We start from the raw sequence: 21,163 nt of genomic DNA on the forward strand, positions 1-21,163 counted from the left end.
ACTAAATACTACAAATTGGTCATTGGCTGACCCTATGTGTCACAAATGTTGTTGGGTTACACTCGGACTCAACGAAAACACCACTCCTACGAATCACCTGTTTAGATCTTGCGAGGTTTGCCATGGCTGACTACAAAGCGCCCCTGCGCGATATGCGCTTCGTCCTCAATGAAGTTTTCGAGGTCGCCAAACTCTGGGCCGAGCTGCCTGCGCTGGCCGAGACCGTCGATGCGGAAACTGTCGAAGCCATTCTTGAAGAAGCCGGCAAGGTCACCAGCAAAAGCATTGCGCCCTTGAGCCGTGCGGCTGACGAAGAAGGTTGCCATTGGGTAGACGGAGCCGTCACCACGCCGGCCGGTTTCCCACAGGCTTATCAGACTTATGCCGAAGGCGGCTGGGTTGGCGTTGGTGGTGATCCGACGTACGGCGGCATGGGCATGCCCAAGGCTGTTTCGGCTCAGGTCGAAGAAATGGTCAACTCTGCCAGCCTGTCGTTCGGTCTGTACCCGATGTTGACCGCCGGCGCCTGCCTGTCGATCAACGCCCACGCCAGCGAAGAGCTGAAAGCCGCGTACCTGCCGAACATGTACGCCGGTGTCTGGGCCGGTTCCATGTGCCTGACCGAGCCGCATGCCGGTACTGACCTTGGGATCATCCGCACCAAGGCCGAACCTCAGGCCGACGGTTCCTACAAAGTCAGCGGCACCAAGATCTTCATCACCGGTGGCGAGCACGACCTGACCGAGAACATCATCCACCTGGTGCTGGCCAAACTGCCGGACGCGCCGGCGGGTCCGAAAGGCATTTCGCTGTTCCTGGTGCCGAAGTTCATGGTCAATGCCGATGGCAGCCTCGGCGCGCGCAACCCGGCAAACTGCGGTTCGATCGAACACAAAATGGGCATCCAGGCATCCTCGACCTGTGTAATGAACTTCGACGAAGCCGTTGGTTATCTGGTCGGCGAGCCGAACAAAGGCCTGGCAGCCATGTTCACCATGATGAACTACGAGCGTCTGGGTGTCGGTATCCAAGGCCTGGCGACTGGTGAGCGCTCTTATCAAAACGCCGTTGAATACGCTCGCGACCGCCTGCAAAGCCGTTCGCCGACCGGTGCTCAGAACAAAGACAAAGTCGCAGACCCGATCATCGTCCACCCCGACGTGCGTCGCATGCTGTTGACCATGAAAGCCTCGAACGAAGGCGGCCGTGCGTTTTCCACTTACGTGGCGATGCAACTGGACACCGCCAAGTTCAGCGAAGATGCGACTACCCGCAAGCGCGCTGAAGATCTGGTGGCCTTGTTGACCCCGGTGGCCAAGGCGTTCCTGACCGACTTGGGGCTGGAAACCACCGTTCACGGCCAGCAGGTGTTCGGCGGCCACGGTTACATCCGTGAGTGGGGCCAAGAGCAACTGGTGCGTGACGTGCGTATCACCCAGATCTACGAAGGCACCAACGGCATTCAGGCGCTGGACCTGGTCGGGCGCAAGATCGTCGGCACCGGCGGGGCGTTCTACAACCTGTTCGCTGACGAGATTCGTCACTTCACCGCAACGGCCAGCGCCGATCTGGCGGAGTTCACCAAGCCGCTGAACGATGCCGTGACCACCCTCGACGAACTGACCGCCTGGGTGCTGGATCGCGCGAAAAACAACCCGAATGAAATCGGCGCTGCTTCGGTCGAGTACCTGCAAACCTTCGGTTACGTCGCCTACGCCTACATGTGGGCGTTGATGGCCAAAGCCGCGCTGGGCAAGGAAGCGCAGGACGATTTCTATGCAAGCAAGTTGGGCACCGCGCGGTTCTATTTCGCACGCCTGCTGCCACGCATTCACTCGTTGAGCGCGTCGGTGAAAGCCGGTAGCGAATCGCTGTTCTTGCTGGATGCTGCACAGTTCTGACAAAACATCATGTCATGTAAGCAATCTCTTACATGACGTGCTGCTGTTCTCCCATAGGCGAAGATTGGATCCACAGTTAATCTTCTTTACACGGACGTCGCGCAGGAAGCGCAAAGCAACAACACGGACACGTAGGATTCTGCCAGGACGGCGGAGTGAAATGGATGTCAGGGAAACAGTCTGCAAAGCCCCGCTTCGGCGGGGTTTTCTTTTACCTGCAGAAAAGTGATCAGCCCAGGCCGTCGAGGTTTTTCGAGCGGTTCAAGCGTTCATCGGGCCCGTTCATCACGTCCTCCAGCAACGTGCGCAATAAGGCCAGCGAGGCCTGCTGCCGCTGTACATCCCGACACACCAGACCGACTTTTAGTGGCACTCGCGGCTCGGTCAGCGGTTTCCACAGCAGTTCGTTGTTGCCGAGCGCTTTTTGCGAGCGTCCAGGCAGTACCGTCGCCAACCGGGTGTGYGGCAGGCTGTCGAGAATCCCTGCCATGTTGTTAAGTTCAGCCTGCACCTGTGGACGCCTTCCGAGGCTGGCCAGTTGTGCCTGCCAGATCTGCCGCAGCTGAAATTCTTCTCCTAGCAGCAACATCGGCAATTCGGCAGCCTGACTCATGGAGACTTTCTTGAATTCGCGCAACGGGTGATCGGCGGGGATGACCAGGGTCAGTTCATCTTCGTACAGCATCACGCCATGTAACCCGGGCTGACGGGGCGGCAGGTAGCTGATACCGATGTCCAGGGAACCGTTAAGCAGGCGTCGCTCGATTTCCAGTCCGGTCAGTTCGTAGATCTGCACCACCAGATGCGGCTGAGCTTTGCGCACCCGTTCGAGCATCTGCGGTACCAGGCTGGTGTGGACTGTCTGCAACACGCCAATCGCCAATGTGCGCAGCGCTTGCCCCTTGAAACTGCCCAACGCCTCACGTGCGCGCTGCATGCCATCGAGCAAGGGCACTGCGTGGTTGTACAACGTGTGAGCAGCCAGCGTGGGCAACAGGCGCTTGCTGCTGCGTTCAAACAGGCTCACATCGAGGTGTTGTTCGAGGTGGCGGATCTGCTGGGACAACGCCGGCTGGGAGATGGAAAGCCGCTCGGCGGCCCGGCCGACATGGCCCTCTTCGTAAACCGCGACGAAATAACGCAGTTGCTTGAAATCCCTAAGCAATGATTATCGAAAATACTGGGAAATCGAAATGGCCCGAGGCCGTGTCAAAGCCTAGTCTAACCGTATTCACAGGGCTTACAGGGCCAGAACGCACCATGAGTACCGTTTGCGGCGAGGTTGCTTCCATAGGTAACGCAAAAAACCTTCATCGAGGGTTTTCCGGATGAATCTGTTCAGTTTGCGGCGCTCCTCGCAAAGTCTCGATGATCTGGCGCTCGACACCTTCCAGCCCTCCAGTAACCACCCTTCCAGCGAATACCTGATGCCCAGCGTTGAGCGGCCGAAACAAATTTTCGTCCGAGGCCAAGGTTCCTGGTTGTGGGACAGCGATGACCGCGCTTACCTGGATTTCACCCAGGGTGGCGGGGCCAATAGCCTGGGGCACAGTCCTTCGGGACTGGTCCAGGCGATTGCGCAACAGGCCCGATCGCTGATCAATCCGGGTTCTGCCCTGCACAATCGCGGAATGCTCAACCTGGCTGGACGCCTTTGTACCGCGACTGGCAGTGATCAGGCGTACCTGCTCAACAGTGGCAGCGAAGCCTGTGAAGCGGCCATCAAACTGGCGTGTCAATGGGGCCAACGCTATCGCGGTGGTGCTTCGCGCATCATCGTTGCCAGCAGAGGCTGCCATGGCCGTAGTCTCGGGACGATGTCGGATTTGCACCACGTACCCTTCAATGATCTTGCAGCAATACATGCGGCGGTCGATGCCCGGACCGTGGCAATCATGCTTGAACCGATCCAGAGCGAAGCGGGAGTGATTCCGGCCACCGAGCATTACCTCAAGGGCGTCGAACGGCTGTGTCGTGAGCTGGGCATTCTGTTGATCCTCGACGAGGTGCAAACCGGTATAGGGCGTTGTGGCACCTTGCTCGCCGAACAGTCCTGCGGTGTTCGGGCAGATGTCGTCGTTCTCGGTGAAGGACTGGGCGGCGGCGTGCCACTGGCCGCGTTGCTGGCGCGGGGCAAGGCCTGCTGTTTCGATCCTGGAGAACTGAGCGGCACTCACCATGGCAATGCCCTGATGACGGCTGCCGGGCTGGTGGTACTCGACAGTGTGCAGGACAAGGGTTTTCTCGATCACGTCAGGGGAACCGGCCAACACCTGCGCGAAGGTTTGGGGCGTCTGGCCCACCGTTATGGTCACGGCGAATTGCGCGGGCAAGGGCTGCTATGGGGGCTGACGCTGTCGGACGATTCGGCCGACGCCGTGGTTAATGCTGCGTTGTACGAAGGGCTGTTGCTCAGTGCGCCGCAACCCGACTGTCTGCGCTTCACCCCCGCACTGACGGTCAGTCACGCCAACATCGACGAAATGCTCTTGCGCCTGACTCGTGCCTTCTCCCGCGTGCGCACCGCGCAACTGCAGTGCCGCAAAGGGATTGCAGTCTGATCAGATCTGTCCCACAAAAATTCCAGAACCGTCTCGCGGTAATAACGCATCGCCCCACGTTTGATTCTTTTCGCGTGGGGCGTTTTTTTGTCTGAATAGCTCAGCGAAGCTTCTGCGCTTGGGAAAGGGGAGTGAACCCTGACAAACGGCACAGGTCGATTAGCTATAGTGCTTACACGAGCCTAATTAAAATCAGGAGCTGCCCCATGGACTTTGTTCGAATCATCATCGCCATTCTGTTGCCGCCATTGGGTGTGTTTCTGCAAGTCGGTTTCGGCGGGGCGTTCTGGCTGAATATTTTGCTGACGTTGTGCGGGTATATTCCGGGGATCGTGCATGCGGTTTATATCATCGCCAAGCGCTGAGTTTTGTGGCGTCAGGTAGGTCGCCATCGCGAGCAGGCTCRCTCCCACAGTGACCGGGTTCCTTCAGGGGAATACGGTTGGATGTGGGAGTGAGCCTGCTCGCGATGGGTGCACCGCTATTCAGGCATTGTTCTCTAGTGCCATCACCCGCCGATAAAACAACCACTCCTGCTCCAACGCATGGGCCTGATTGCCAGCTTTGCGAAAGCCATGGCGTTCGTCCGCGTAGTAATGCGCTTCGACCAGGATGCCGTTGTGCTGCAGCGCCGTGACCATGTCGCGTGTCTGTTGCGGCACGACCACCGCATCCAGCTCACCTTGAAAGAAGATCACCGGAACACTGATATTGCTCGCATGCAGCAGAGGCGTTCGTGCGGCGTAACGCTCAATATCCTGTAACGGATCGCCAATCAGCCAGTCCAGATAATCACCTTCGAATTTGTGAGTGGCACGGCCCAGTGCGACGGGATCGCTGACACCATAAAGGCTGGCGCCGGCGCGGAAGACATTGTGAAAGGCCAACGCACAAAGGGTGGTATAGCCACCGGCACTGCCACCGCGGATAAACGCCTTGTCGCCGTCGATCAAGCCGCGTTCGGCCAGATGGGTGACGACCGCGCAGGCATCTTCCACATCCACAATGCCCCAGCTCAAATGCAGTGCCTGGCGATAAGACCGGCCATAGCCGCTGCTGCCTCGATAGTTGAGATCGGCCACGGCAAAGCCGCGTTGCGCCCAGTATTGAATGCGTGGATCAAGCATCGGATAGCAGGCCGACGTCGGCCCGCCATGGATGAACACCACCAGCGGCGGCTTTGTGTCTCCGTTCATCGCCGGATAGAAGAAACCGTGGGCCTCGCCCGAACCGCTCGGGTAACGCAGGGTTTGCGGGGCGCTGATCTGCTCGGCAGGCAAGGGTGCTACCCCACCGGCCAATACCTTGACCTGTCGGTTATCGCGGTCGATGGCAATGACCGACGCCGAACTGATCGGCGATGCGGCGATGCAGTATATGAACTGCTCATCCAGTGCGAGATGGCGGAAGCGGCTGTAATCACCCGTGAAATCCTCACAGGCGTCTCCACAAAGACCCAGTCGGCCAAATCCACCTTCGGTCCAACTGGCCAGGTAACTGTTTTCAGTCAGAGGCAGCCAAGTGCAACCCCCCAATTGCCAAGGGGCCGGTCCATGGTCCGCTGCGGCGCTTGGCAACGGGCTCAAACCGTCTAAAGACTCCCCCCATGGCTGCCAATAACCGCCACGATCGGTCAGACAAAACAGACGACCGTTGTCATCGAATCGAGGTTGTTGCAGCGACTCCTGAACACCCTCGCCAGCCACGCAGCGCGGCGGTGCAAACCCACCATCGCTCTGGCGTTCGGCAATCATCAGCCGAGTTGCGGTCCAGGGCTGATCCGGGCGACTCCATTCGATCCACGCGAGGCGTTGCGCGTCTGGGCTCAGGGTCGGTGCCGCGTAGAAGTCGGCACCTTCTGCCAGCAGATGACGCCCACCATCATGCACATCAATCGCGACCAGCCGATGCCGGTCACGGTTCTCTTCAACCGCCAAAACCTGTCCGTTGACAAATTGCAGATCGCCGTAACGGTATCCGCTTGAAGTCAGCACTTGAGGTGTTTCACCCTTCAGCGACTGCCGATACAGCTGCTGGTCCGCCTCGTTGACGAAAACAACTCCGTCATCAGTCAGACAAAACGCGCCACCGCCATATTCGTACACCCGACTGCGCACACTGAAACCCGCAGGCGTCAGGCAATGTGCCTGGCCATCACGCCAATGCCAGATCCGGCAGGCGGCATCTTCGGGACGGTATTCGTTCCAGAACAGGCCATGTCGGCCGACCTGCAGTTCGGCAAAATCGACACCGGCAGCGACGGCTTTAGCGGCGCTGAAGGGCTCAGCTTTTTGCGATGAGTCGTGAATTTCGTTCATTGCGAAAGGCCAGTTGTTCGATGGTCTGGGTCGCGTGCTCGGCTTCTTCCCGGGCCTTGAGGATCACGCCGTGATGGTGCGATTTGCTGCACACCGGATCAGCGTTGCTCGCATCACCCGTGAGCATAAACGCCTGGCAGCGACAGCCGCCAAAGTCCTTCTCTTTTTCGTCGCAGGAACGGCAAGGCTCGGGCATCCAGTCGTAACCGCGAAACCGGTTGAAGCCGAACGAGTCGTACCAGATGTGCTGCATGCTGTGGTCGCGCACGTTGGGAAATTGCACCGGCAGCTGTCGGGCGCCGTGACAGGGCAGGGCGGTGCCGTCCGGTGTGACCGTCAGAAAGATGCTGCCCCAGCCATTCATGCAGGCTTTCGGGCGCTCTTCGTAATAGTCCGGCGTGACGAAAATCAGTTTGCACGGATGCCCTGCGGCTTCGAGTTTGGCGCGGTATTCGTTGGTGATGCGCTCGGCGCGGACCAGTTGTTCTTGGGTCGGCAACAGGCCGACGCGATTGAGTTGCGCCCACCCGTAAAACTGGCAGGTGGCGAGTTCGACGAAGTCCGCCTCAAGAGCGATGCACAGCTCAATGATCCGGTCGATCTTGTCGATGTTGTGCCGATGGGTCACGAAGTTAAGCACCATCGGGTAGCCGTGAGCCTTCACCGCACGGGCCATTTCCAGCTTCTGCGCAAAGGCTTTTTTCGAACCGGCCAGCAGGTTGTTCACTTGCTCATCGCTGGCCTGAAAGCTGATCTGAATATGATCCAGGCCGGCCTTCTTGAAGTCGCTGATTTTCTGCTCGGTCAGGCCGATGCCGGAGGTGATCAGGTTGGTGTAGAAACCCAGCTTGCGCGCTTCGGTAATCAATTCGGCGAGGTCTTGGCGCACCAGCGGTTCACCACCGGAAAAGCCCAACTGCGCCGCGCCCATCTCCCTGGCTTCGCGGAATACTTTCAGCCACTGCTCGGTGCTCAACTCCTTGCCTTGCTCGGCAAAGTCCAGTGGGTTGGAGCAATACGGGCATTGCAGCGGGCAGCGGTAAGTCAGCTCGGCGAGCAGCCAGAGCGGCAAGCCGATTTCGGGTTTGGGCGGTAACTTGACTGAAGTGGCGTCAGGCAAGTTCGATCCAGTGCTGAGCACGGGCGACCTCCATGAATTGCTCGATGTCTTCACCGAGCTCGGGCACGCCGGGGAACTGCGCGTCCAGTTCGGCAATGATCGCCGCGACATCGCGTTCGCCGTCGATCAAGCCACCGATCAGCGCGGCGCTTTCATTGAGTTTGATCATGCCTTCCGGGTACAGCAGCACATGGCCTTTTTGCGCCGGTTCGTACTGGAAACGGTAGCCCGGGCGCCAGGTCGGGGTCTTGCTGCGGTCGAAACTCATAAGGTGATTCCTTTGTGCCAGACCCGTTGCTCGGTCACGCTGTGATACGGCGGGCGTTTCAGTTCGTAGGCCATGCTCATGGCATCGAGCATGCTCCAAAGAATGTCCAGTTTGAACTGGAGAATTTCCAGCATGCGCTCCTGGCCTTCCCGCGTCGTGTAGTGATGCAAAGTGATGGTCAGTCCGTGTTCCACATCACGGCGCGCCTGGCCCAGGCGGGTGCGGAAATATTCATACCCTGCCGGGTCGATCCACGGGTAATGCTGCGGCCAGCTGTCCAGGCGCGATTGGTGGATCTGTGGCGCGAACAGCTCGGTCAGCGAGCTGCTGGCGGCTTCCTGCCAACTGGCCCGGCGGGCGAAGTTGACGTAGGCGTCGACCGCGAAGCGTACGCCGGGCAGGACCAATTCCTGCGATCGCAGTTGATCCGGGTCGAGGCCGACGGCCTGGCCCAGACGCAACCAGGCTTCGATACCGCCGTCTTCGCCAGGCGCGCCGTCGTGGTCCAGCAAGCGCTGGATCCACTCGCGGCGAATTTCACGGTCCGGGCAGTTGGCGAGGATGGCGGCGTCTTTCAGGGGAATGTTCACCTGATAGTAGAAGCGGTTGGCGACCCAGCCCTGGATCTGTTCGCGGGTCGCCCGGCCTTCATACATCGCCACATGGTAGGGGTGATGGATGTGGTAATAGGCGCCTTTGGCGCGCAGGGCGGCTTCGAATTCGGCGGGGGACATTGGGGCGTCAGTCATTGTGGTTCTCCGGGGAACAACCGGTGGATTCTTTGGTGTCAGGACCGGCCTCATCGCCAGCAGGCTGGCTCCCCCAGTTGATCGCATTCCCCTGTGGGAGCCAGCCTGCTGGCGATAGACCGCGCAGCGGTCTCGGCTTCTTACAACACAATACTCATGCCGTCATACGCCACTTCAACATCCCGCCGAACGAGCTCGGCACGCTCCGGCGAGTCCTCATCAAGAATCGGATTGGTGTTGTTGATGTGGATAAGCACCTTGCGCTGTTTCGGCAGTTGCTCCAGCACTTCCAGCATGCCGCCGGGGCCGTTCTGCGCCAGGTGGCCCATTTCCCTCCCGGTACGGGTGCCGACGCCACGGCGCTGCATTTCATCGTCGTCCCACATCGTGCCGTCCACCAGCAGGCATTCGCTGGCGGCCATGATTTCCAGCAGCGGCGCGTCAACCTTGCCCAGCCCCGGTGCGTAGAACAGCTTGCCGCCGGTGTTCAGGTCTTCGACGATCAGGCCGATGTTGTCGCCAGGATGCGGGTCAAAGCGGTGTGGCGAATACGGTGGGGCGGCGCTGCGCAATGGCAGCGGCGTGAAACGCAAGTTCGGGCAGGCCGCAATGGTGAAGCTTAGATCCAGTTCGATCCGGTTCCAGACCAGCCCGCCATTCCAGTGGGTCAGCATGGTGAACAGCGGAAAACCGGTGCTCAAGTCTTCATGGACCATGTCGGTGCACCAGACCTGGTGCGGACAACCTTCGCGCAGGCTGAGCAGGCCGGTGGTGTGATCGATCTGACTGTCCATCAGGATGATCGCGCTGATGCCGGTATCGCGCAGGGCGCGGCCCGGTTGCATCGGGGCAAAGCTTTGGAGCTGGGCGCGGATGTCTGGCGAAGCATTGCACAGCACCCAGTTCACGCCGTTGTCGGAGATCGCGATAGACGACTGGGTTCTTGCCTTGGCATTCAGGCTGCCATCGCGAAAACCGGCGCAGTTCACGCAGTTGCAGTTCCACTGGGGGAAACCGCCGCCGGCGGCGGAACCTAGAATCTGGACAAACATGGCCGCTCCATCATTCGAAAACTGAAAATAAAAACGCCTCGGCGAGCCGAGGCGTTGGCACTGCGATACAAAAAGATTAGCGGCTGGCGAAGTACATGGTGACTTCAAAGCCGATACGCAGGTCGGTGTAAGCAGGTTTGGACCAGGACATGTGAGTGCTCCTTCAGGTGACGGGACAGGTGAGATCTATACATATAGTCCACCTCCAGCCGGAGATGGTTCAGATAGTTAGGTTGCTATGTTACTCAAAATTACAGTGAGGTTGCCCGTGAAACTTTGAGAAAGCTAATTGCGCCGCCTGTAATGATCATTTTGTCACTTGCCAAATCTCGCTTGGGCCGGGGCGGCTGGCCACGCAGCGCCAGCCGCCCAGCGCTTGATTCAATCGCTGCGCTGCGGCCAGTAATACTTCGCGGTCGATCATCAGAATTGTTTCAGGCAGATGCTCCAGATAATCCGACGAGTGGCCAGCCAGCTTGCCCTGCCAGAGCAGCTCGGCAGCCTGATGGACGGGTAGGGCGTTCAAGTCGAATTGCTCCACCAAGGACTGACGCTGGGCGATAAACGTGGCCTCGTCGATGCCATCGATCATTCCTGGCAACTCACTCAAAAAGTGTTCGATGTGTTCCAGCAGGCCGGCAGGTGCAACGCTCGGTGATTGCACGCCGAACAGGATCCCGATCTGCCCATGGATCTGGCGTAATGCGCTGAACACGGCGTAGCCGAGTTGCAAGTCCACCCGCAGGCGCTGGTAGAACGGCGTCTGGCACAGGTGCGCGAGCAAGCGCCAGGCGGCTTCATCGGCGATGTCCCGTGTGGCGGTCGGACAGAACAGCAACAGCGCGTGCTCGCTGGAGTTGGTATCGACGGTGCTCCATAGGCGCTGCGAGTTGATCGAAGGCTGCGACGATTGTTGATCTGCAACCCCGGGCACGCGGCTCAGCGCCAAGCCCATTGCTGCTTGTGTCTGTGACGACAAGCCAACGGCCAGACCTTCCCAGTGTGCGCTCGACCAAAGTTGCTGCAAGTCCCCTRAGACAACGGCGGGTTCACGGCAGTGGTCAGGCAGCGCCTTCAGCAGTTGTTTGATCGGCATCAACGCAACAATTGGTGGTTCGTCTTTTAGGACTCCGTCTGCCGGTGTTGTCAGCTCTTTCAATGCCTGTTCGAGGATGCTTGGCATCGCTGCCTGTAGCCCCGTCATCTTCAGCAGCCATTCATTGCCTGAGGCACTGAAGGAAAAGTCGACACCGGCCTGATGCGCATCTTCACGCAATGGCTGCAACTGGTTTTCCAAGGTCGACTGAAGGCTGGCGTGAGGTTTGAAGTCGAGACGCCAGCGCAGGTAAATCGCCCCTTCATCGGTGTTGTCCGGCAAGGCCTGACTGAACTGCATCGGGGAATTTTCGCGACGACTGCGCGAGCGGTCTTGGGCAAACGTGCGCAGACCACGGTGTTTGCTGGTCTGGCCGCGAATCAGCCCGGCATTGGCGGCGGGTGCTTCGGCGCGTAAAAACGGGTTAGGCGATGGCAGTTGCCATTCATCATTGAAGTTATCCACAGCGCCGATTTTGATCAGGATGTCTTTTAGGGCTGCCACCCCCTGCGCCGATAACCCGGTTTCCAGCTGTTTGCTGTCCAGTTGGGCTAATTGCAAGGCTCCGCTGACTTGCTGCCGGCGTTGAAGCAGGGCTGCGTATTCTTCGCGCAAGCCGGCCCAGTCTTGATGGGAGTCAAAGAAGCCCAGCCAGTCGAGTAACTTCTCGCGGATCACGCTCCCCGGTTGAGTGGTGGTGAATTCAATGTGCAGCAAGGCTTGCCCGGCGAACTGGTAGAGCGGCGCGGCTTTCAGGCTGTCAGCCAGTCCCTGTTCCCGCAGCTTCGCCAGCAGACCGCCAGGTTTCGCGGTGTTCAGCCAATGGCACATAAACGCCAGCGCTTCACGGGATGACTCAGGCAACGCTTCGAACGCGAACAGAAGATCCAGCCGGCGTTCGCCAGCCTGTTGATAAGTTTTTTCCGAGGTCTCCATCAGCACAGAGGGCGATTGTTGCGGGACTCGTTGCCCGGCGGGAATCTCGGCGCTAAAGCGCTGAGCCATCTCACGCAATTCATCAAGACTCTGCGGCCCGGTCAGGCTCAGTGTCATTTGCCCGGCCTGATAAAACCGCTGATGGAAATCCTGCAACGCTTGCTGAAACTCAGGCTGCGGCACGGGCAGGCTGTCGCGGTTTCCGGCATGAAACCCACGCAAGGGATGAGCGGGCGAAAGTCCATCGAACAATGCCAATTGCTGTTGCGCCGCCGCATCCTGTGACCAGGCAACAAATTCTGCGTGCAGCACTTCCCGTTCCCGCAACTGCTCGTCCGCATTCATACGAGGATGAGCGAACATGTCTGACAGGCGCTCCAGCCCACCGGCAAACGCCTGAGTCGGCAGCTCGAAAAAGAAGTCTGTCGTGCGCTCATTGGTCCGTGCGTTGACCTGGCCGCCATGACCCTGAACGTAGGCCATCAGTCCTTGGGCGGCAGGAAAACGCTCGGTGCCAAGAAACAGCAAATGCTCAAGAAAATGCGCCAGACCAGGCCACACCAGCGGCACGTCGTGACTGCCCGCCACGACCCGCAGCACCGCCGCGCAGCGCTTCAAATTCGGGGCATGACGCAGCGTCACCTGCAAGCCGTTGGCCAGGGTTTCAGTGTGGGGGCGAGGGTGATTCAGCGCAGGCATGAGCACTTCCAGAACAGAGAAGCGCTAATGCTAGCGGATTACAGGGGATCAGCGCTTGTTAAGGTCGCCGTAAAGCTCGGGACGGCGATCAACGAAGTAGCGATTGGCGGCGCGTGAGTCGGCCATCAACTGGCGATCCAGTTCGCCGACAATCAGCGCTTCATCCAGGCCGGCCTGGGCGATGCGGCTGCCATCCGGCGCGGCGATGCTGCTCTGGCCGCAGTAGTGGATCTCGTCTTCATGGCCGCAGTAGTTGGCATAGGCCACGTAACATTGGTTCTCGAAGGCGCGGGCGCGGACGGTGACGTCGGCGATGAAGTCGTAGGGAATCATGTTCGCCGTCGGCACCAGGATCAGCTCGGCACCGGCCAGGGCCAAGCGCCGGGCGTTTTCCGGGAACTCCATGTCGTAGCAAATCAGGAAACCAAGCTTCCAGCCGTTAAGTTCCACCAGCGGAAAATCATCTGCGCCGGGGCTGAACATCGAGTGATCGAGGTCGCCGAACAGGTGAGTCTTGCGGTAATTGCACAACCGCTCGCCGTTGGCGTCGATCAACTGCACGGCGTTGTAGATCTGTCCATCCTCGGTGCGCTCCGGGTAGCCATACAAAATGGCGATCCCGGCAGATTTGGCAATGCGCGCAATCTGCTGCGCCGACTCACCGTTGTTCACCTCCGCGAGGACGCTGACAGCGTCGACGCCGATGTTGTAGCCGGTCAGGAACATCTCCGGCACCACCAACAAATCAGCACCTTTGGCCTCCAGCGCCAGTTGATGCAGGCGTTGCAGATTGCCAGCGACGTCCAGAGGCAGCGGTGGACATTGGTAAAGGGCTACGCGCATTTCGGATTCCTCTTACTCGGGCAGGGCGATCGGTCCGATCTCGTTGAACACATCTCCTGGACCCGGGTTTTCGGCGTGAGTTTCACCGCCGAAGTGTTTCATGATGCCCCATACCGCGTTGAGCGAAGTCTGCACTGCGCCTTCGACCCAGGCCGGCGTCCACGAAACGTCGTCGCCGGCGATGAAAATCCCGCGTTGCTCGGCCGGCATCTCGTCCTGCATGAAGTGCGCGTACATGCGCTGGTTGTAGCGGTAGTGGCCGGGCAGGGCACCTTTAAAGGCGCCGAGGAAATGCGGGTCGGCTTCCCACGACACGGTGATCGGATCGCCGATGATGCGCGCGGCAATGTCGACTTTCGGGTAGATCTTCTTCAGTGCGTCCAGCGCCAGTTTCACGCGTTTTTCCACCGGATGCGGGAGCATTTTCAGCGCGTCGCTCATCCACGAGTACGACAGGCAAATCACCCCCGGCTTGTCGTCGCCGTTATCGAACAGATAAGTGCCACGGGTCAGGCGGTCGGTGAGGGTCATGCTCATCAGGTCGCGACCGGTTTCCGGGTCCTTGTCCTTCCAGAATGGCCGGTCGACCATCACGAAGGTCTTCGACGATTGCATGTAGCGGGTGCGGTCGAGGGCCATCCACATTTTTTGCGAAAACAGGGTTTCGTCGCACTCGATCTGGGTGGTCAGCAGCCAGCTCTGGCAGGTGGTCAACACCGCGGCGTACTCGCGGGTGTCGCCCCAGTTGTCGGTAACGGCAAAACGGCCACCTTCGGCGTGGGCGATCTTTTTCACTCCGGTACGCGGCGCGCCATTGTGCAGCGAGCTGAGGCTGGTGCCTTCAGGCCAATGCACGCATCGTTCCGGCACATGACGCCAGATACCCTGAGGCACTTGCTCCACACCACCGACCACCAAGTGCTGGTGATCGTCGCAGTTGGTCATCACCACGCGGAAGATTTCCAGCATCGAGTTCGGGAAGTCCGAGTCCCAGCCACCGGTGCCGAAACCGACCTGGCCGAACACTTCGCGGTGATGGAACGACAGCTTGGCGAAGGCTTTGGACGTGGCGACGAAGTCGTAGAAGGTGCGGTCGTCCCACAGCGGCACGAGGGTGTTCCACAGCTCCTTCAGGCGGGGCACGTCGCGATCGCGGATCGCTTGCTGGATATCGGAGAACTGCGAGCCGGCTTCAAGGGCATCGGCCCAGGCGTCAGCGACCTCCTGGAACAAGGCAGGAAGATCCGCCAGTTTCTGTGCGTAATGGGTTTTGCCTTCCAGATCGATCACGGTGCTGCCCGAGGCGGGTGTCAGCGGGTTCGGGAAGGGTTTGGTCTCAAGGCCGAGTTTGTCGACGTAGTGATAAAACGCGGTAGACGAGACCGGAAAGCGCATTCCGCCGAGCTCGGCGATGATGCCCTCGGCGCCATTGAACGCCTGAGAGCGCAGGCGACCGCCCATCTTCGAGGCTTCGTAGACGACCGGTTTCAAGCCCAGTTTCATCAGTTCGTAAGCCGCCACCAGGCCGGCGATGCCGGCGCCGACAATCGCCACCTCGGCACCGTGGTTGTGCGCAGGAATGCTGCCCAAGCCAGCCGGGTGTTCGATCCAGTCGTCGAAGGCGAAAGGAAAGTCCGGGCCGAAAATGGTGACTGGTTTCTTACCGTCTGCAGGATGGCGATTGTTCTTGTTCATGGCTGACCTTGCTGGCGACCCGACGCGGGATGCGCGTCTGAGTATAGGAAAAGATGGCAGCCATTCTAGTGAGCGTAGAACACGTTAATAAGACGCAATGTGTCGTCGTTTTGCTAATTAATCGATCAATATGACAATAAGATAATTCAATCTGACGAAACCTGATCCCTGCGGGAGCGAGCCTGCTCGCGAAGAGGCCCTGTGAGCCCCCAAAAAACCCAAGCCAGAGCTCTAAACCGGCTGCCCCCGATCAATCTTGCTACTCAAAATAATCGAGGTCGTCGTTTTCTCCACCCCATCGACACTGCCAATCTGATCCAGCAGCTGATCCAGTTGCTCTGGCGAGTCCGTACGCAACCACGCCACATAATCAAATTCGCCACTCACCGCACACAACTGCTGAACCTGCGCCATCGCACTGAGCCGGCGCAGCACTTCCTTGCCCGAGCGTGGTTGCACCGTGATCCCGACATACGCCTGCAAGCCGCCATCCACCAGGCGCTGACCGAGACGCACACCGTAACCGGTGATGACTTTGGATTTTTCCAGTCGCGCCAACCGAGACGTGACGGTCGTACGAGCGATGCCCAATTGCCGGGCCAGCATGGCCACGCTCTCGCGGGCGTTGATCTGTAGGGCTGCGATCAACTGGCGGTCGATCTCATCTAGAACGGGCGGGCGTGTGTCAGGCAAGGGGCGTCTCCAGTGGCGTGAAACAGTGGCTGAGCATGTTACAGGCTCGTTCGACAGGACGCTTGTGGCCGATTTTCGAACTGATCATCGTACCGTTCGGGACATTTTTACCTGCGACAAATTGCCATAAGTAACTAGGTGGTACATTATTCCGCGCTTGTCACAAATGGGGAAAATTACCGACATGAATAATTCTGTGGCTGCCGTCGGCGGCAAATGGCTGCTGCGCGGTCTGGGTGTGCTTATTGCCTTGATCGGGCTTGGCCTGGCGGGTGGCGGCGGCTATCTGATTGCGATTGGCGGCAGCGCTTACTTCTTGCTGATGGGCCTGGCGATGCTGGTGTCCGGGCTGATGATTGCCAATTGCAAGCCGCAAGGCGCATGGCTGTATGGTCTGGCGCTGATCCTGACCTCGATTTGGGCCGTATGGGACACCGGTTTCGAATACTGGCCGCTGGTCTCGCGTGTGCTTACGTTTGCCGTGATCGGTGTAGTCGTTGCGCTGATTTATCCGACGCTGGTGCGCTCTTCAGGCGCGACGGCGGGTCGCGGGGCTTATGGCGTGGCCGGAATCCTGGGCGTCGGCGTCGTCGCAACGATGGCCTACATGTTTGTGCCGACGCATGTGGTCAAGACCGCCGTTGAACCGACGCCAACCCCGGTGACGCCGGGCACCGAGCAAAAAGACTGGGCTCATTGGGGCAACACCACCGCTGGCAATCGCTTTGCCGCGCTGGACCAGATCAACAAAGGCAACATCGACAAGTTGCAGGTCGCGTGGACTTTCCGCACCGGTGACATTCCTGAAAGCACCGGTGCTGGCGCTGAAGACCAGAACACGCCGCTGCAAATCGGCGACACGGTCTACACCTGCACCGCCTACGGCAAGGTCTTCGCCCTCGATGCCGATACTGGCGCCCAGCGCTGGAAGTTCGACCCGCAAGGCACCGCGCCAAACTGGCAGCGCTGCCGTGGCCTGGGTTATTCCGAAGCCTCCGCGTCTTCGGATAACCAGCCAACGGCCTGTACGAAACGTCTGTTTCTGCCGACCGGCGATGCCCGTCTGATCGCCATCAATGCCGACACCGGCAAGCCCTGCGAAGAGTTTGGCAACAAAGGCACTGTCGACCTGACAACCGATATGGGCGAAGTGAAGCCTGGCTACTACCAGCAAACTTCGACCCCGTTGGTCGCCGGCGATGTGGTGATTGTCGGCGGCCGCGTGGCCGATAACTACTCCACCGGCGAACCGCCAGGTGTGGTCCGTGCCTATGACGTGCGCAGTGGGGAACTGGTGTGGGCATGGGATCCGGGCAATCCGAATACCACCAAACGCCCGCCTGCCGGTGAGACCTATACCCGTGGCACGCCGAACGTTTGGTCGGCCATGTCCTACGACGCCAAACTCGGTCTGGTGTACCTGCCAACTGGCAACGCCACCCCGGACTTCTTCGGCGGCCAGCGCACGGCATTCGATGACAAATGGAACTCGTCCATCGTCGCCATCGACGTGAAGACCGGGCAGGTGCGCTGGCACTTCCAGACCACTCACCACGACCTGTGGGACTTCGACCTGCCTGCCCAACCGCTGCTGTACGACGTGCCCGACGACAAGGGCGGCCTGCAGCCAGCTTTGGCACAAGTGACCAAACAGGGCGAGATTTTCCTGCTCAACCGCGAAACCGGTGTACCGATCGCCCGCGTCGAAGAGCGCCCGGTGCCGCAAGGCAACGTACCCGGCGAGCGCTATTCACCGACCCAGCCGTTCTCGGTGGACATGCCGTCAATCGGCAACAAGACATTGACCGAATCCGACATGTGGGGCGCCACGCCGTTTGATCAACTGATGTGCCGCATCCAGTTCAAAGGCATGCGCCATGAAGGCGTCTACACCCCGCCAGGCATGGACCGCGCGTTGCAATTCCCGGGTTCATTGGGTGGCATGAACTGGGGTAGCGTTTCGGTGGACCCGAACACTAATTACATGTTCGTCAACGACATGCGCCTCGGCCTGGCCAACTACATGATCCCGCGCAACAAGATCGCTGCCGGAGCCAGCGGTATCGAAATGGGTGTCGTCCCACAGGAAGGCACACCGTTTGGTGCCATGCGCGAACGCTTCCTCTCGGCGGCCGGCATCCCGTGCCAGAAACCACCGTTTGGCACCATGTCCGCCATCGACCTCAAGACCCACAAACTGATGTGGCAAGTCCCGGTCGRCACCGTGCAGGACACCGGCCCACTGGGAATCCGCATGCATTTGCCGATTCCAATTGGCATGCCGACGCTGGGGGCTTCGCTGGCGACCCAGTCGGGGCTGTTGTTCTTCGCCGGGACCCAGGATTTCTACCTGCGTGCTTTCGATACCGGCAATGGTAATGAGATCTGGAAATCGCGTTTGCCTGTGGGCAGTCAGTCGGGGCCGATGACGTACGTTTCGCCCAAGACCGGCAAGCAGTACATCCTGCTGACTGTTGGCGGTGCGCGTCAGTCGACGGATCGTGGGGATTATGTGATTGCGTATGCGTTGCCTAAGTAAGGGCTGAATCGCATGTACGAAAAAGCCGCGCATTTGCGCGGCTTTTTTGTTTGGTGGGCCCACACGGACTTGAACCGTGGACCAAAGGATTATGAGACTTATCACATACCTTTCCCAACTGCTCCGATTGTCTGATAAGTATTTGTATTTCCTTGACTTCGGCGTTTAATTCCTCTCCTGTTTGATCCCTTATCTTCCTCCCATTCGGGGTGTGGAACGGGGTGTGAGGAGAGCGAATGAAGTTAACCGACAAGATCGTCCGCGCGACCCTGCCCGGCACCAAGATAACCGACGACGGAGAGCACGGCGGCGGCCGGCTGGTGCTGTTTGTCTCCGCAACGGGCGCACGCACATGGCACATCCGCTCCCGCGCTAACGGCACCGACCGCACCCGGAAGCTGGGCGAATACCCGACGATGGGCCTTGCTGCGGCTCGGACTGCGGCTCGGGCGATGGCTGGAAAGGAATTGGTGCGCACCGGCACGCTGCAAGACCTCCTCACCGCCTACCGCGAAAGTCTCGGTGAGCGGCCGACCGCCCGCGATGCCAAGATTGTTTTCAATCTGGCCTTCCCCGAAGGCGACCCGCTGCTGAAGCGCGAAGCATCGAGCATCACCACCGCCGAGGTGGCCGCGGTACTCCGCCGCCGTGCTGCGACGGGTATCACCACTTCGGTCAACCGTCTGCGCAGCCTGCTTCACGCCGCCTTCGCCCACGCCGCCAAGTACGACTACGACCCGAGAAAACCCGCCGGTACAGCGACCTTCAAGATCACACACAACCCCGTCTCCGGCACCCCCCGGATCGCCGAATGGGAGCGAGCGAACGACCGGGTGATGACCGATGCCGAGATTCAGGCGTTTTGGGCAAAAGCCTCCGCGGCCGGGCCAATTGGTGCCTTCTGGAAACTCATACTGCTGACCGGCGCCCGGATGGAACAACTGCGCACCGCCGACTTCGGCGAAGGGCTGATAAGCATCACCGACACGAAGGGCCGCGGCAGCCGGGCGAAGGTTTGCTTGTTGCCGGTGATCGATCCCGACCTGACCGCCGCGGCCAAGATCGCAACCGAGACCGCAACCGAGAACAGCGTGCGAGGCGCCGGTCCACGACTGCTGCCGGAGGGCGTGAAACCCAGCGACATCCGGCGCACTGTTGAAACCCGGATGCAGGAGCTAGGTATCAGCCGCGACCTGCGCGGGGCGTTGCTGTCGCACGGCCAGACCGGCGTGCAGGCCAAGCACTACGAGCGTGCCGAACTGCTGCCGGAAAAGCGAGCAGCGCTAGAGATGTGGCATGCTGAAATATCGCGGGTAATTGGAGAAAATCATGGCAGCTAAATATAGCGGCCAGCACTGCGCTGAGATGGCCCTCCACTGGGTTGCATATCAGATCGGGCGCTCTGGGCTGTCCACGCTTCCAACTTCGCGCAATGCTGCGGGGGCCGACCTATTTGTCTACGCCGATGATTGCGCCATAGCTATCGGCGTTCAAGTGAAAGGCAGGCAAGGACGCGGCGACGTCCCTCTCGGCCACGACTTGGGGAAAATCAAAGGCGCGTTCTGGGTTATCGCGAGCAATGTAGGTTCAGACTCGCCGGTGTGCTATGTCCTGACCCCAGACGAGGTAAAGAGCCAAGCCACTCGCGACAAAAACCCAAGCAAAGGCACAGGGAAGCATCACTACTGGTTGAAGCCTTCTGCATTCGAGCAGGAGCAGTTTGTTAATGCGTGGGAGCGAATATCCCAAGCCATCAAGCTGCCGGCTGAGAAGGTCGTAGTATGACGCCGGAAGAGCTGAACCGCATCAATGCCGAGCACTACGCCCAGCGGCAGGCGGCCGAAGAGCAGCGCATTGCCGAAAAGCTGGAGCGCGCGGCCAAGCTGGCGGCGGCGGGCTTGGGTGACGATCCGGCGTTTCAGGCTGACGTCGACGTCGAGGCCGCGCTCTTGTCCGAAGCGCAAGCCCAGGTCGACGCCGAAGCGGGCGAACGGGCCGCGGCAAGGGCTGTACTCGACAAGATGGACATGGAGCGGCAGGCACTCGATGAGGCGGCCCAGGATGCCATCCACACCCGGCAATCCGCGGCAGGCAGCAAGAAAGGCCAAGCCGACCGCCTCAAAGTGCTGGAGCTGTGGGATAACGAATGGAAGGGTAAACGGGAGACTACCGGGCCTTTTGCTCAATGGGCGTTTGCTCGGTTGGGCGGCGAGTACAGCGCGGCCGGTGAGAAGGCGGGAGGAGCGCCAACGGATCGGACTATCCGCAAATGGATCAACGAAAGCCGGCTGAGAAAATAAACCTTACCGTATTCGTGCATGCGGTAAGTCGGCCTGCTTCCCTTCCGGTTGAATTGGTAGCGTCAAACCAATTCGGAGCGTTACCACATGAATGTTTCAAACCGAGAAGCTCCCGGCATCACGCCGGTCTACGTCGATCAGAACCTTGTCGCGGCCTCGTTCGGCATATCGCTACAGACCCTTCGCAAGATGGCGCTCGTTGACCCGGCTTTCCCGAAGCCCGTGCGCATCTCCCACAAGAAGCGCGTCTTCCCATGGGTTGAGGTGAAGGCGTACTTCGACTCCCGCCAAGGTAACGTCGACCCGATCGCGCCCAGCCTGCGCGTTGCCGCGGCCGAAGCGAAAACCGCTGCAGCCTGCCAATAAAAACGCCGCCACGGTCGGAGAAACCGG

The 21,163-nt window shown here is 59.7% G+C and carries 19 protein-coding genes; 8 read left to right on the top strand and 11 right to left on the bottom strand.

What is annotated here, in order from left to right:
- The first annotated feature begins 122 nt into the window (after positions 1-122).
- The gene (locus AC1DSG_RS05265) at positions 123-1,901 is read left to right on the top strand and encodes an acyl-CoA dehydrogenase C-terminal domain-containing protein (RefSeq protein ID WP_477789913.1); all 1,779 of its coding nucleotides are present in this window, start codon (positions 123-125) and stop codon (positions 1,899-1,901) included.
- A gap of 229 nt (positions 1,902-2,130) precedes the next feature.
- Here AC1DSG_RS05265 and AC1DSG_RS05270 read toward each other — a convergent pair whose 3' ends face one another.
- Positions 2,131-3,066 (bottom strand): LysR family transcriptional regulator, encoded by a 936-nt coding sequence (locus AC1DSG_RS05270; RefSeq protein WP_477789914.1) that lies wholly within the window; start codon positions 3,064-3,066, stop codon positions 2,131-2,133.
- 163 nt (positions 3,067-3,229) lie between these two features.
- Between AC1DSG_RS05270 and AC1DSG_RS05275 the strand changes: the two genes are divergently transcribed.
- Both AC1DSG_RS05275 and AC1DSG_RS05280 read left to right on the top strand, forming a co-directional pair.
- Positions 3,230-4,462 carry an aspartate aminotransferase family protein gene (locus AC1DSG_RS05275; protein WP_477789915.1) on the top strand — a complete coding sequence of 411 codons (1,233 nt, stop codon included), beginning with the start codon at positions 3,230-3,232 and terminating at the stop codon, positions 4,460-4,462.
- A gap of 206 nt (positions 4,463-4,668) precedes the next feature.
- The gene (locus AC1DSG_RS05280; protein ID WP_007947822.1) at positions 4,669-4,827 is read left to right on the top strand and encodes a YqaE/Pmp3 family membrane protein; all 159 of its coding nucleotides are present in this window, start codon (positions 4,669-4,671) and stop codon (positions 4,825-4,827) included.
- Between the two features lie 120 nt (positions 4,828-4,947).
- On the opposite strand, the gene AC1DSG_RS05285 is transcribed toward AC1DSG_RS05280, so the two are convergent.
- The 10 genes from AC1DSG_RS05285 to AC1DSG_RS05330 form a co-directional block, all read right to left on the bottom strand.
- The gene (locus AC1DSG_RS05285) at positions 4,948-6,780 is read right to left on the bottom strand and encodes a S9 family peptidase (RefSeq protein ID WP_477789916.1); all 1,833 of its coding nucleotides are present in this window, start codon (positions 6,778-6,780) and stop codon (positions 4,948-4,950) included.
- On the bottom strand, positions 6,746-7,900 hold the full coding sequence (gene pqqE / locus AC1DSG_RS05290; RefSeq protein ID WP_477789939.1) for a pyrroloquinoline quinone biosynthesis protein PqqE: 1,155 nt from the start codon (positions 7,898-7,900) through the stop codon (positions 6,746-6,748). Before pqqE ends, AC1DSG_RS05285 begins: the two co-directional genes overlap by 35 nt.
- Positions 7,893-8,168 carry a pyrroloquinoline quinone biosynthesis peptide chaperone PqqD gene (gene pqqD / locus AC1DSG_RS05295; RefSeq protein WP_477789917.1) on the bottom strand — a complete coding sequence of 92 codons (276 nt, stop codon included), beginning with the start codon at positions 8,166-8,168 and terminating at the stop codon, positions 7,893-7,895. Before pqqD ends, pqqE begins: the two co-directional genes overlap by 8 nt.
- Positions 8,165-8,917, bottom strand: a complete 753-nt coding sequence (gene pqqC, locus AC1DSG_RS05300; RefSeq protein WP_477789918.1) for a pyrroloquinoline-quinone synthase PqqC — start codon at positions 8,915-8,917, stop codon at positions 8,165-8,167. The genes pqqD and pqqC overlap by 4 nt, the downstream gene beginning before the upstream one ends.
- Positions 8,918-9,057: 140 nt before the next feature.
- Positions 9,058-9,969 (bottom strand): pyrroloquinoline quinone biosynthesis protein PqqB, encoded by a 912-nt coding sequence (gene pqqB, locus AC1DSG_RS05305; protein ID WP_477789919.1) that lies wholly within the window; start codon positions 9,967-9,969, stop codon positions 9,058-9,060.
- 76 nt (positions 9,970-10,045) lie between these two features.
- The gene (gene pqqA / locus AC1DSG_RS05310) at positions 10,046-10,120 is read right to left on the bottom strand and encodes a pyrroloquinoline quinone precursor peptide PqqA (protein WP_009045898.1); all 75 of its coding nucleotides are present in this window, start codon (positions 10,118-10,120) and stop codon (positions 10,046-10,048) included.
- Between the two features lie 156 nt (positions 10,121-10,276).
- On the bottom strand, positions 10,277-12,700 hold the full coding sequence (pqqF, locus tag AC1DSG_RS05315; protein ID WP_477789920.1) for a pyrroloquinoline quinone biosynthesis protein PqqF: 2,424 nt from the start codon (positions 12,698-12,700) through the stop codon (positions 10,277-10,279).
- Positions 12,701-12,748: 48 nt separating this feature from the next.
- Complete coding sequence (locus AC1DSG_RS05320; protein ID WP_477789921.1) at positions 12,749-13,543, bottom strand: carbon-nitrogen hydrolase family protein; 795 nt, start codon at positions 13,541-13,543, stop codon at positions 12,749-12,751.
- Positions 13,544-13,555: 12 nt separating this feature from the next.
- Positions 13,556-15,238 carry a flavin monoamine oxidase family protein gene (locus tag AC1DSG_RS05325; RefSeq protein WP_477789922.1) on the bottom strand — a complete coding sequence of 561 codons (1,683 nt, stop codon included), beginning with the start codon at positions 15,236-15,238 and terminating at the stop codon, positions 13,556-13,558.
- A gap of 231 nt (positions 15,239-15,469) precedes the next feature.
- A complete protein-coding gene (locus AC1DSG_RS05330; protein WP_477789923.1) occupies positions 15,470-15,931 on the bottom strand; it encodes an Lrp/AsnC family transcriptional regulator in 462 nt (153 codons plus the stop codon).
- A 184-nt stretch (positions 15,932-16,115) separates the two neighbouring features.
- Here AC1DSG_RS05330 and AC1DSG_RS05335 point away from each other — a divergent pair, with 184 nt between their 5' ends.
- The 5 genes from AC1DSG_RS05335 (at position 16,116) to AC1DSG_RS05355 (ending at position 21,136) form a co-directional block, all read left to right on the top strand.
- Positions 16,116-18,470, top strand: coding sequence for a glucose/quinate/shikimate family membrane-bound PQQ-dependent dehydrogenase (locus AC1DSG_RS05335; RefSeq protein ID WP_477789924.1), 2,355 nt, complete (start codon positions 16,116-16,118; stop codon positions 18,468-18,470).
- Positions 18,471-18,706: 236 nt separating this feature from the next.
- A complete protein-coding gene (locus AC1DSG_RS05340; RefSeq protein WP_477789925.1) occupies positions 18,707-19,810 on the top strand; it encodes a tyrosine-type recombinase/integrase in 1,104 nt (367 codons plus the stop codon).
- Positions 19,800-20,255 (top strand): hypothetical protein, encoded by a 456-nt coding sequence (locus AC1DSG_RS05345; RefSeq protein WP_477789926.1) that lies wholly within the window; start codon positions 19,800-19,802, stop codon positions 20,253-20,255. Before AC1DSG_RS05340 ends, AC1DSG_RS05345 begins: the two co-directional genes overlap by 11 nt.
- Positions 20,252-20,770 (top strand): hypothetical protein, encoded by a 519-nt coding sequence (locus AC1DSG_RS05350; RefSeq protein WP_477789927.1) that lies wholly within the window; start codon positions 20,252-20,254, stop codon positions 20,768-20,770. The genes AC1DSG_RS05345 and AC1DSG_RS05350 overlap by 4 nt, the downstream gene beginning before the upstream one ends.
- Before the next feature lie 87 nt (positions 20,771-20,857).
- Complete coding sequence (locus AC1DSG_RS05355) at positions 20,858-21,136, top strand: helix-turn-helix transcriptional regulator (protein ID WP_477789928.1); 279 nt, start codon at positions 20,858-20,860, stop codon at positions 21,134-21,136.
- The last annotated feature ends 27 nt before the right edge of the window (positions 21,137-21,163 follow it).

The organism is Pseudomonas sp. P5_A12 (assembly GCF_056400685.1).